At 65.4% G+C, this 12,204-nt stretch carries 11 protein-coding genes; 8 read left to right on the top strand and 3 right to left on the bottom strand.

The window, feature by feature from the left end:
• Positions 1-111 precede the first annotated feature (111 nt).
• From AC1MDG_RS09830 to AC1MDG_RS09820, 3 genes are all read right to left on the bottom strand, one after another.
• Positions 112-930, bottom strand: coding sequence for a pyruvate, water dikinase regulatory protein (locus tag AC1MDG_RS09830; protein ID WP_043481438.1), 819 nt, complete (start codon positions 928-930; stop codon positions 112-114).
• Complete coding sequence (locus AC1MDG_RS09825; protein WP_479808790.1) at positions 920-2,242, bottom strand: alpha/beta fold hydrolase; 1,323 nt, start codon at positions 2,240-2,242, stop codon at positions 920-922. Before AC1MDG_RS09825 ends, AC1MDG_RS09830 begins: the two co-directional genes overlap by 11 nt.
• A 147-nt stretch (positions 2,243-2,389) precedes the next feature.
• Positions 2,390-3,403 (bottom strand): isopenicillin N synthase family dioxygenase, encoded by a 1,014-nt coding sequence (locus AC1MDG_RS09820; protein ID WP_479808788.1) that lies wholly within the window; start codon positions 3,401-3,403, stop codon positions 2,390-2,392.
• A 269-nt stretch (positions 3,404-3,672) separates the two neighbouring features.
• On the opposite strand from AC1MDG_RS09820, the gene AC1MDG_RS09815 reads away from it, so the two are divergent.
• From AC1MDG_RS09815 to AC1MDG_RS09780, 8 genes are all read left to right on the top strand, one after another.
• Positions 3,673-4,767, top strand: coding sequence for an SDR family oxidoreductase (locus tag AC1MDG_RS09815; protein WP_479808787.1), 1,095 nt, complete (start codon positions 3,673-3,675; stop codon positions 4,765-4,767).
• Between the two features lie 179 nt (positions 4,768-4,946).
• Positions 4,947-5,759 carry an MBL fold metallo-hydrolase gene (locus tag AC1MDG_RS09810; protein ID WP_479808785.1) on the top strand — a complete coding sequence of 271 codons (813 nt, stop codon included), beginning with the start codon at positions 4,947-4,949 and terminating at the stop codon, positions 5,757-5,759.
• Between the two features lie 151 nt (positions 5,760-5,910).
• Positions 5,911-6,930, top strand: coding sequence for a VOC family protein (locus tag AC1MDG_RS09805; protein WP_479808783.1), 1,020 nt, complete (start codon positions 5,911-5,913; stop codon positions 6,928-6,930).
• Positions 6,931-6,936: 6 nt separating this feature from the next.
• Positions 6,937-7,881 carry a fumarylacetoacetate hydrolase family protein gene (locus tag AC1MDG_RS09800; protein WP_479808781.1) on the top strand — a complete coding sequence of 315 codons (945 nt, stop codon included), beginning with the start codon at positions 6,937-6,939 and terminating at the stop codon, positions 7,879-7,881.
• On the top strand, positions 7,878-8,921 hold the full coding sequence (locus AC1MDG_RS09795; RefSeq protein ID WP_479808779.1) for a cyclase family protein: 1,044 nt from the start codon (positions 7,878-7,880) through the stop codon (positions 8,919-8,921). The genes AC1MDG_RS09800 and AC1MDG_RS09795 overlap by 4 nt, the downstream gene beginning before the upstream one ends.
• A gap of 68 nt (positions 8,922-8,989) precedes the next feature.
• Complete coding sequence (locus AC1MDG_RS09790) at positions 8,990-10,114, top strand: FAD-dependent monooxygenase (protein WP_479808777.1); 1,125 nt, start codon at positions 8,990-8,992, stop codon at positions 10,112-10,114.
• Complete coding sequence (locus AC1MDG_RS09785) at positions 10,111-11,193, top strand: amidohydrolase family protein (RefSeq protein WP_479808775.1); 1,083 nt, start codon at positions 10,111-10,113, stop codon at positions 11,191-11,193. The genes AC1MDG_RS09790 and AC1MDG_RS09785 overlap by 4 nt, the downstream gene beginning before the upstream one ends.
• A gap of 11 nt (positions 11,194-11,204) precedes the next feature.
• Positions 11,205-12,203, top strand: a complete 999-nt coding sequence (locus AC1MDG_RS09780; protein WP_479808774.1) for a fumarylacetoacetate hydrolase family protein — start codon at positions 11,205-11,207, stop codon at positions 12,201-12,203.
• The last annotated feature ends 1 nt before the right edge of the window (position 12,204 follow it).

Here is a 12,204-nt window from a genome sequence, read left to right as displayed (position 1 = left end):
GCCCCGCTCCCGGCGATGGCCGGTTGGTGGGCGCGAATCCTGTCAACAGTGACAGGTCTCGGGCGCTCTTTCCACATGATGTGCGCCACACCGGGTTTGTGAAATTTTTCCCTAATGCTTGAGGTTCATGCGCTGCAGGATGGTTGCAGCCATCTCCTCCACGGACACCGTGGCCGAATTCAGGTACGGAATCCGGTGCGAGACGTACAACTGCTCGGCGCTGCGCAGCTCGAAGCCGCACTGCCGCAGCGACGCGTACGGTGAGCCACGGCGCCGTTCGGTACGGATCTGGCTCAGGCGCAGCGGGTTGGACGAGAGTCCGAAACATTTCTCAACGAAAGGCCTCAGGGGCTTGGGGAGCCCTTCCCGTTCGAAGTCCTCGTCCACCAGCGGGAAGTTGGCAGCGAAGATTCCATGTTGCAGCGCCAGATACATGGTGGTGGGTGTTTTTCCGCAGCGGGACGGCGCCACGAGGATGACCTGCGCCTTTTCCAGCGCGCGCAGGCTCTGCCCGTCGTCGTGTTCCATGGCGTACTCGACGGCGGCCATCCGGGATTGATACCGCTCCGCGTTGCCCAGGCCATGGGCCCGGCCAGGTTCGCCACTGGCCCGTGAGCCGAGGGCCTGCTCCAGCTGTCCGACATGCGTCCCGATAAGATCCACCACAATCCCCTGGCACTTGGCCAAGGCCTGGCGGACGTCGCTACTGACAGCGGTGGAAAAGACGATCGGCCGCGGACCGGTGGCGACCAGTTGGTCGATGGTGGCGACCACGGTCCTGGCCTGTTCGACGGTGGTGATGAAGGGAACCGTGATGCGGTCAAAGTTATTGGCGGGGAACTGCGTCAACAAGGTGTTGCCGAGCGTTTCCGCCGTGATGCCGGTGCTGTCCGAAAGGAAGTAGACAGGCCGAAGAACGTCATTGGTCATGAACGCATTCTGCACCAGGAGCGGTCCGGTATCCCAATGCCGGCCCTCCGCTTCGGACGGAAGAAACGACGTCGAGGATCGCTTGGGTCGTGGTTGCGGCGCCGTCTTCCTTTGCAATGAGCGATTCGTGGGAGGCCCCGTCGATGGTGCGGTGCGCAGTGTTCGTCGACAACCCGGCCAGTTCGTTTTGTGATGCCAGGTGCTTGCTGTCACTGCCGATGCCGGCTGTCAGGACGATCAGGGGCTTGTCGGCGAAGTCGCGCAGTGACGCAGCTTCCTCCATCGAGGTGTTCGCCTGGACGTATTCGTCGATAGTGCTGCGCAGGTTGCCTGGGGTCGCGATGTTGGCGCGGACCTCGTCCCGGAATCGCGGCGGCAGGCTGCCGGCCTCGAACGGAGCGTACAGTCGGCCCAGTCCGAGCCTAGCCGAGGTAGAGATCAGCGCCGAGACCCGGTCAAGGATGTCGAAGCCGCCCCTAACGGCGGCCGATGGCGCTCCCGGATTCGCTGCCGGTGCCGGTGCGGTGGAGTCCACCAACACCATGCCCGCTACCTCGTCGGGGTAGAGTGCGGCGAAGGTCAGTACATAGAGGCCACCGAAGGAATGACCCGCCAGCACATAAGGTCCCGGGACGTTCCCGCGGTGCAGCAAGGTATGGAGGTCGGTCGCTATCTGGGTGGCGTCCTGGGCGGTGTCAGCGGGTTCGCTCCAGCCTCGGCCGGCGCGGTCGTAGATGCAGACCCGGGTGTCACGGGCGACGGCCGGCGTAATCCACCCGTGGTTCGAGGACATTTCGCCTCCGCCCGGTTGGAGCACAACTGTGGGGCTGCCTGAGCCGGTGCAGTTAAGGTGCAGGCTGTGTCCGCCGACGTCGATCAGCTGCCCAGGCATCGGGTACGCCTTGGCATCCGCCGCTGTACTCACGGCCTGGTAGCCGCCGCCGATCGAGGTAAGAGCCAGCATCGCCATGACCGGGTAGAGCAGCCAGCCTTTGCTCCGGCTATGAAGCTGCCGACGGGCCCGGACGACCATCCAGATCACCAATGCAAGGAGGGCGGGAGGCCACACCCAGCTGAGCACCTGGTCCACCGCGGAGCCGAACCACACCAGGAGAAGCCCGCCCGCGCCCATGAACAGTGCCGGAGCCGCGGCCCATCGCTGGGGCTGGTTAGTGAACCGCACCGAGAGGAGGGCCAACATCGCCCAGCCCAGCGCGAATCCGCACAGCACTGCACCAGTAACCTCGCTCTCCTGTGCCCGGATAAAGGGGGCGGCGACAAGGAGCAGAGCAACGAGGAGCCCTGCGGCCATGGAGCCCGCCACCACCCGGCCGATGCGCCACCTCGCCCTCGGGTCTTGGCGGGACAGACGTCCCGGGCCGTTGTCCTGAGGGGCGGGGCCGGGAAGAGACGTATTGGGGGTAACGGCCACTGTGGGCTCGATTCATGTGGGTGGCGGTCAGCCTGCCATCAGGTCCGCGTGGTGCACCGCGGCGACGTTCGGGTGGGCCCGAAGCCGGTAGCGGAGGGCGTTATCGCCGTAGGTTTCCAGAATAGGGCTGTTCGTCGGGTCAACCGACAGGCCGCGCGCCTTGCTTCTAAACTCAGGGCTCACCGCAAGCTGCGGCATCGTCGCATCCAGGGCCGGATTGTAGAAGAACGGAAGGGAGACCCTGTCGGTGCCGCGAGGCGGCGAGACCACGCGGTGCAGGGTTGCCTTCAGGTAGCCGTTCGTGGCCAGCTCAAGCATCTCGCCGATATTGACCACAAAAGTTCCCGGCACCTGGGGTGCGTCCATCCACGTCCCCTGGTACTCGACCTGGAGGCCGCCCTTCCCGGGCTCCACCAGGAGGAGCGTCAGCACCCCGCCGTCGCGGTGGGAGCCCACACCCTGCTTCGGTTCCTCGTGGGATGACCCCGGATACCGCACAACTTTGAGCACGGGGAAGGCCCGTGCAGCGAAGGCCTCATCAAAGGTGTCTTCGGGCGCCCCGAGAGAGACCGCCAGGGCCCTCAGGAGACTCAATGAGATAGTGCTCAGCCGCTCCATCCACTCGGCGACAATCCCCCGCATTTCGGGCAGCGCATCCGGCCACAGGTTGGGCCCCTCGAGGCGCCAGTACTCCGGGACGCCCGGGCCTGGCGCCACCGCTGGCCGCTCTGCGCCGATGTCGACCTGCTCGCGCCAGTCGACTGCACCGTCCGTGATTTCCCCGCCGATACGGGTGTAGCCACGGAACTGGGGGCTGTGGACATTCTCGATTGCGAGCTTCTGTTCTTCGGTAAGCTCGAAAAAGCGGCGGGACACGCCCAGCATTGCGTCCATGAGCTCCTGCGGGATGCCATGGCCGGCCAGGTACAGGAAACCGACCTCGTGCATGGCGTTGCGCAGTTCGTCACGAAACCGGGACGCCTCCTCCGCACCCGCGTTCAATCGGGAGAAGTCGAGAACGGGCAGTGTTTCGAGTGGCAACGTCTCCAGTCCTTTTCAGTGAACTTGTCCTTTTCAGTGAACTTGGCAAGCCGGCGCATGTATCTGTTTCCATGGTACGGCCGGGCAACTACGTTGGGCATGAACGAGCGTCGGAATTCCCGTTGCGGACCGACGCTCGAACCGGTGCGTAGTCCCTTCCCGCATCCTCCCGGACTAGGCGCTGCCGTGTAAGGTGCGCTGATGACCTCCACGTGAATGTCGGCCCCGCCGGTCTTCGGCAGATCTCACACCAAGAAAGCCAGGTACTCATGACCTCCCCCACCGTCGATACAGGCAGCGTTCAAAACAAAGTTGCCCTTATAGTTGGCGCCAGCGGCATCGCCGGCTCGGCCATAGTCGAACAACTGAATCAAAACGGTGGCTGGACAGTTCTCGCGTTGTCCAGGAACCCGATCCCCGGTTCCTCTACCAGGCACATCTCCGCGGATCTGCTCTCGGCCGAAAGTCTCGCCGTAGCACTCGGCACCGAGAAACCCACACACGTTTTCTTCACGGCGTGGGCAAAGCAGGACACCGAACAAAAGAACATCAGCGTCAACGCAGCAATGCTACGCAACCTGCTCGAAGCCCTTGACCGTGCCCCCGTCGAACACGTGGCCCTGATGACCGGACTGAAGCACTACCTGGGCCCGTTCGAGTCCTACGGCGCCGGCCCAATTCCTGACACCCCCTTCCGCGAGGAAGAGCCCCGGCTGCCGGCGCCGAACTTCTACTACGCGCAGGAAGACGAGCTATGGGCGGCTGCAGAACGGCAGGGGTTCCGCTGGTCCGTGCACCGTTCCCACACCGTCATCGGCCATGCCGTGGGCAATGCGATGAACATGGGCCTGACTTTGGCCGCACAGGCAACCTTGTGCAAAGAGCTGGGTAAGCCCTTCGTCTTTCCCGGCTCCGAGACCCAATGGAACAGCCTCACCGACATGACTGACGGGGATCTCCTTGCGGAGCACATGATCTGGGCCGCCACTACCGAAAAAGCGGGCAACCAGGCCTATAACGTGGTCAACGGTGACGTCTTCAGGTGGCGCTGGATGTGGCCAAAGTTGGCCGGCTACTTTGGCGTGAAAGCCGAAGGCTTCGAGGGCTCGCCGCGGCCGCTCGAGGCACAGATGCAGGGCATGGATGACGTATGGTCGAAAATTGCCGCCACTCACGGTCTCGTCGAGGCCGACTTGGCCCGGGTTGCGTCGTGGTGGCACACGGACGCCGACCTGGGACGCAATATTGAGGTTCTCGCGGACATGAGCAAGAGCCGGCTGGCCGGCTTTACCGGCTACCGGCGCACGGAAGACTCCTTCCGGCGGCTGTTCGACCGGTACCGCGCCGAGAAGATCATCCCCTGATCAGCTTCGTCGAGCGCGCGACACAGTCATCTTTGGCTGCGCGGACTCCCGTCCCGCTGCGGAGACAAGGATCTCTCTTCCTTGGAGACTTTCGCGTGCAATAGTCTGGGCACGCCAGCCTGCGGCCGAAGGTGGAGAAGGCGGGAAAGCAGGAGACAAATGCTTGGAAGGGACCAGCCATGCTGATCTGCGCAACCTGCGCCGTCGAACGCGATGAACCTGCCCCGGCGCTCTGCCCTATCTGCACCGATGAGCGGCAGTTTGTGCCCGAGGACGGACAAAAATGGCTCACACTGGACGGGCTGGCGCAGGAGGGCCAGCAGACCGTGGTGAAGGAGAACGAGCCGGGACTCACTGGGATCAGGACGGAGCCAAAAGTCGGGATCGGCCAGACGGCTCAGCTTGTGGTGACACACGAGGGTTCGCTGCTGTGGGATCCGGTGGGATATGTCGACGACAGAGCAGTGAACGCAGCGCTCGAGCGAGGACCGGTCCTGGCGATCGCGGCTAGCCATCCACACATGTTTGGTGTGCAGGTCGAATGGTCGCGTCGGCTCGGTGGCGTCCCCGTACTTGTGGCGGACGCAGACCGGCGATGGCTGGGGCGCGATGATCCGATCATCGAATACTGGTCCGGCAGTGAAACAATCGCCGAAGGGTTGACGCTGCACCAGACCGGGGGGCACTTCCCGGGCAGCTCGGTGGTGCACTGGGCTGCAGGAGCGGGCGGCCGAGGAGTTCTGCTGACCGGTGACAGCGTGTACCCGAATCCAGACCGTCGCTCCGTCTCCTTCATGCGCAGCTACCCGAATCATTTGCCGCTGTCCGGCGCGGTAGCGCTGCGAATCGCCGTGCAGCTCGGCGAGCTCAAGTTCGACCGGATCTACGGCAACTTCAACAACGTCATCGCGTCCGGAGCCAAGGCCATCCTGCACGATTCCGCCCAAAGGCACGCTGCTTGGGTGCGAGGAGATTTCGACCACTTAACCTGAACCGTGCGTATGGCACCTGCCCCGATGGACTATCTGCCGGACAGATACTTAGTATCAAGAACTGCGTCTTCCCCGAATATATGAAGTGCCCCACAGTGGTTACAGGACCTGCACCAAAACGACCGCAGCCAGTAACCAGAAGGACTTCAACGTGGAAACTCCGCTCTCCCATCTTGCCCACCTCGAGATCACGTCCCCGGACGTCGAAGCCTCGGCACGGTTCTACGAGGAAAAGTTCGGCATGCGCATCATCGACCGCGTGGACGGCAACGTATACCTGCGCTGCTGGGGCGACTACTACCGCTACAGCCTGGTCATCACCGAAGGACCGGAAGCCTCCTTGGCCCGGATGGCGTGGCGCACCAATTCCCAGGCCGCACTGGAAGCCGCGGCCCAGCGCGTGGAAGCAACCGGCGTCCAGGGCGCCTGGACCGCAGGCGGCCACGGCTACGGCAAGGCCTACGAATTCACCGGCCCTTACGGCCACCACATGCGCCTTTTCTTCGACGTCGAGAAGTTCGTCGCCGAAACCGGTTTCGAGTCCACCTACCCGGACCGCCCGGAACGCCGCAGCAGCCACGCCGCCGCACCCCGCTTCCTTGACCACGTCACCGTAGCCGCCTCCGATGTCCGCGGCTTCGCCAAGTGGTACAACGAGGCCCTGGGCTTCCGCGTGATGGCGTTCGTTGACCTGGACGAGGCGCCCATCACCGTGTTCTCCGTGCTGACCACCAATGAAAAGTCCCACGACCTCGGCGTTGTCCTGGACACCTCCAACCGTCCGGGCCGCGTCAACCACATCGCCTTCTGGGTGGACACCACCGAGGACCTGCTCCGCACCGCTGACGTCATGATGGAAAACGGCACCCCCATGGAATACGGCCCCTCCATCCACGGGGTGGGCGAGCAGAACTTCCTCTACTTCCGCGAACCGTCCGGCCTGCGCGTGGAGCTGAACTCCGGCGGGTACCGCAACTATGTTCCGGACTGGGAGGCCAACACCTGGAAGCCGTCGGAAGGTTCCAACAACTTCTACAAGAACGGTGCCATGCCGCACTCCATGACGGAATCGTTCCCGCCGGCCGAGGGCTTCACCGCCACGGAAGAAGGCGCTTCCCCGGAGATGAAGGAAGCCCTCCTGAACCCGTACGCCAAGCAGGGTCGGGGCTAACGGACAATGACCGAAGCACAGTACGCCCTCGTCCGGTTCCAGGAATCCGGCGACAGCAAGGCGCGCGTTGGCCTGCTGGTGGAAAACCGGGTCCTGCCGCTGGTCGGCGACATCAACTCCCTGATCGAGCACTGGGACACCACCGAGAGCCAACTGGACGCTATCGCCGCTTCTGCCGGTGAAGCTAACGGCCTGGCGTTGGCCGACGTCGAAATCCTCGCTCCGGTGGAGCCTGCACAGGTCCTGCAGACCGGTGCGAACTACCGCAAGCACGTGATCGACCTCGCCGCAGCGCACCGCGAACCGGGCGAGGACGAGGAGGAAGTACGCGCCAAGACCGCGGCCATGATGGACAAGCGCGCCGGCCAGGGCACGCCGTACTTCTTCATCGGGCTCCCGACGGCGATCGCGTCCGCCACGGACGACCTCACCCTGCCTTCCTACAGCAACTCCCATGACTGGGAGCTGGAACTGGCAGCAGTCATCGGCAAGACGGCGTTCCGCGTAACGCCGGAGGAGGCGCTCGAGTATGTGTTCGGCTACACCATGGTCAATGACATCACCACGCGGGAGTACGTTTTCCGCAAGGACATGCCGGCGATCGGCTCGGACTGGTATCGCGCCAAAAATGCCCCGGGCTTCCTGCCCGCCGGCCCGTTGCTGGTGCCCGCCAAGTTCTTCGGGGACCCGCAGAACGTGCAGGTGACGCTGAAACTCAACGGCAAGGCCATGCAGGACGAATCAACCCAGGACATGATTTTCGGGGTGGCCAAACTGGTCAGCGAGGCCTCCCAGATCATGCCCTTGCGACCGGGCGACCTGGTTCTCACCGGAAGCCCTGCCGGCAACGGCCAGCACTGGGGCCGCCTGCTGCAGGAGGGCGACGTGATGGAAGGAACCATCACCGGCCTGGGCACGCAACTGATCCGTTGCAGGGATGAAGTCCAGTGACCGCCCAGGACACCGCTCCAGTTAGCAACGCCGCCACCGGGGGATCAGCTGATTCCCCGGTGATCCGGCGTGAAGACCCGCTGGCCAGCATCCGCGCCATGGCAGCAGCCCACAACAACTGGGGCCGCTGGGGCGAGGACGATGTCCTGGGGACCCTGAACTTCATCGACGCCGCCAAACGCATCGAAGCGGCGGCCTTGGTGAAGACGGGCGAGGCCTTCTCACTGTCCCAGCCGTTCGACACCAACGGCCCGCAGAAGGGCTGGCGCCGGCGCACCAACCCCGTCCACACCATGACGGACACCGGGGTGGACGCCGAACGCGGCAACCAGGGCTTCCCGCACGGTTTCGGTGGTGCGGACGACGTGATAGCCATGCCGCTGCAGTGTTCCACGCAGTGGGACGGCCTGGGCCACATCTTCGACCAGGGCAAGGCCTGGAACGGCAGGGCAGCCGGAGACGTGGTCACCTCCGAAGGCGACCTGGTGACCGGCATCGAAACCGCCGCGGCCAAGATTGTCACCCGCGGCGTCCTGCTGGACGTCGGCCGCGCGCTCGGACCGGAACTGGGAAGGAGCGACGGCGAGCTGCCGGACGGCTTTGCCATCACCCGGGAACACCTTGAGCGGACCATTGACCTGCAGGGACCCAGCTCCGCAGTGGGCCGGGGCGACATCGTGGTGATCCGCACCGGACAGCACACCCGCGTCCGCCGGGACGGCTGGGGTGACTACGCCGGCGGCTCCGCCCCGGGACTGTCCTTCAGCACAGCTCCGTGGCTGCACGGCAGCGAGATCGCCGGGATCGCCACGGACACGTGGGGCTTCGAGGTGCGTCCCAACGAGTTCGACGGCGCCTTCCAGCCCCTCCACCAGATCGCCATCCCCAACCTGGGGCTGTTCCTGGGCGAGATGTGGGACCCGGACGGCCTGGCGGAAGCGTGCGCGGCGGACGGCCGGTATGACTTCCTGCTCACGGCGGCGCCGCTCCCGATCACCGGGGCGGTCGGATCCCCGGTCAACCCGATCGCCGTCCGGTAATAACAGTCCGGTAGCTTTCATTACAACAATCCACCAGCAGTAACGCCGTCAAAACAAAGGAGTCAGCGATGGCAGCAGTACAGAACGTCGGAATCGTGGGGGCGGGAGCCGCGGGACTGACCGCAGCCATCCTCCTGGCCGACGCCGGAATCGACGTCGAAGTCCTGGAAAAGGCGGAATCCCCGCAGACCCTAGGATCAGGAATCACCCTGCAGGGGAACGCCCTGCGGATCCTGCGCCAGCTCGGGGTATGGGAGCAGGTGGAGCCAAAGGGCTACGCATTCGGCACGCTCGGCCTGCGCGCTCCGGACCCCGCCGGCACCGTGATCGCGGTCCTGGAGGACATGCGGACCGGCGGCGACGACCTCCCCGCCACCCTGGGCATGTACCGCCCCGACCTCACCGCCATCCTCCGTGAACGCGCCGGGCAGGCAGGCGCCCGCATAAGCTACGGCAGGACGGTCACCGGTATAACGGACGACGGCGGGTCCGTCACCGTCAGCACCGCCGACGGCGCCGCCGCGAATTATGACCTCCTGATCGGCGCCGACGGCCTGCACTCATCGGTCCGCAAGGCCATCGGCGTCGACGTCGAACCCCAGTCCACCGGGATGGGCATCTGGCGTGCCTTTGTGGAGCGTCCCGCCGATGTGGTCCGCACCGACCTCACCTACGGCGGGCCCTGCTTCATCGCCGGCTACTGCCCCACCGGCCCGGACACCATCTACGCCTACCTGGTGGAGAACGCCCAGGAGCGCAGGCACGAGGACGGACCGCGCATCATGGCCGAACTCGCCGCTGCCTATGGCGGGCCCTGGAACGAGATCCGCGCCAACCTGGACCACAGTGCCCGTATCAACTACACGTGGTTCACCACGCACCTGGTGGACGGGCCCTGGAACCGCGGCAACACCGTGATCATCGGGGACGCCGCGCACAGCTGCCCGCCGACCATCGCGCAGGGCGCTGCCATGGCACTCGAGGACGCGGCGGTGCTCGCCGAACTGCTGATCAGGGCCGATGACGTCACCGAGACGCTCTGGAAGGAGTTCACCGACCGCCGGCTGGACCGTGCCAAGGCAGTGGTTAACGCCTCCGTCCAGCTTGGCCAGTGGATGCTCGACGGCGTCCGCGACGCCGACGTGCCGGGCCTCATGCACTCGATCTCCAGCATGGTTAAGGAACCCGCATGAGCACGCTCCCTTTTGAAGGAGGGGCCAGCCCCACTGTTGACGTCCACGCCCATATCCTGCTTCCGGCCCTGCAGCTACTGGTTTCCGACGCCGCCCCCGAAGGTTTTGGTGCCCAGCAGGCCTTGGAGGTGCGCCGCAACGGCCCGGAGTCGATGGCCGCTTCAGGCCGGATGATCAAGGAGCGCTGGCCGCAGCTGACGGATCTGGACCGCCGGCTGCAGGACATGGACGCCCAGGGCGTGGATGTGCAGCTGGTCTCGCCGTCGCCGTCGCACTTCTACTACTTCGCCGGCGAGGAACTGTCGCTGCAGCTGGCCATGGCCGCCAACCAGGCTGTGCGGGAGTTCGTTGACCGCGCCCCGGATCGGCTCACCGGCCTGGGCCTGGTGCCCCTGCAGCACCCCGCGCTGATGGTGGAAGCGCTGGAGCACGCGGTGCTGGAGTGCGGCCTGCTCGGCGTGGAAATCGGCTCGTTCGCCGCCACTCCGGGCGACCCGGAACGCAGCACCGTTGAACTCTCCGATCCGAGGCTTGAGCCGTTCTGGGCCCGGGCTGAAGAGCTGGGCGCGCTGGTGTTCCTGCACCCGTTCGGCTGCTCCCTGGATGAACGGCTGGACCGCTTTTACCTGGCCAACACCGTGTCGCAGCCGGCCGAAAACGCGGTGGCCCTGTCGCACCTGATCTTCAGCGGGGTCCTTGACCGGCACCCGGGCCTGAAAGTGCTGGCTGCCCACGGCGGCGGATACCTTCCCACCAGCCTGGGCCGCTCCGACCACGCCTGGAAAGTCCGGCCGGAAGCACATGGCTGCGCACAGCCGCCGTCGTCATACCTGAAGAAGCTCTACTTCGATTCGCTGGTCCATGACCCGGCTCAACTACGGGCGCTGGTGGCTGCCGCCGGCCCGGAGCAGGTACTGCTCGGTTCCGATTACCCCTTCGACATGGGCTCCGACAGCCCCGCGGACGAAGTGCGCGCGGCCAGCCTGCCCGCGGACGACGAAGCCAAAGTGCTGGCCGGTAACGCCGCAGCCCTCGGCATCACGCCCGCTTCAATCCTCACCGCCCGACCCACAGGTTAAGGGACAACGTCATGGTCAAGATTGCACGCTGGAATGACGACGGCGGGACGCAGTCCGGCTTCGTGGACGGCCACAACTGCTACGCCCTGCCCGCAGGCAGGACCGTCAATAGCCTGCTGGAAGCCGGACTGGCCGAAGCCCTGGCCCTCGCCGGCAAAACCATCGGTTCGGCGGCGCCCGTGCCCCTGGCGGACGTGCAGCTGATTGCCCCGCTGGCGCCTGCCACCATCCGTGATTTTGTGGCCTTCGAGGAGCACGTCGAAGGGGTGCGGAAAAGCATCGACGGCGTGGCCGGCGTGGTGCCCGAGTGGTCCGAGGCCCCCACGTTTTACTTCACCAATCCGCACACCGTGACGGGCACCGGCGAGGTGGTCGGAATTCCGGCGGGCTGCGACGACCTGGACTTTGAGACCGAAGTCGCCGCCGTCGTCGGACGCGTTCCCGGAAGCGACGGCCGGAACCTGACAGCGGAGGAGGCGCACCGGCACATCTTCGGCTACACGGTGCTCAACGACTGGTCCGCGCGGGACCTGCAGCGCCGCGAGATGAAAGTCAGCCTTGGCCCGTGCAAAGGCAAGGACTTCGCCAACACGCTGGGACCGTGGATTGTCACGGCGGACGAGTTCGAGGACCTGCACGACGCCGAGGGGTTCCTGCCGATCTCCATGGCCGTGGAAGTCAACGGGGAAGCCATCGGGCAGGACCTGCTGTCCAACATGGGCTGGCCGTTCGCCGAGCTTGTTGCTTACGCGTCGCAGGACTCCGTGGTGAAGCCCGGCGACGTCCTGGGCTCCGGCACCTGCGGCCGTGGCTGCCTCGCGGAACTCTGGGGACGGAACGGCTCGAAGACTCCCCCGCCGCTGAAGACCGGAGACGTGGTCCGGATGACGGTGGAAGGCATCGGCACCATCGAGAACACTGTTGGCCCCCGGCGCGAGGCTGCGACCCGGGTGCCGGCCCGGGTGCGTCCGCGAAACCGGGTTGCGGCTGCGGCTGCTTCAGGGGCCTGAG

The sequence above is a fragment of the Arthrobacter sp. AIWTK1 genome (assembly GCF_056680535.1).
This window is presented reverse-complemented; position numbering and strand designations above follow the sequence as displayed.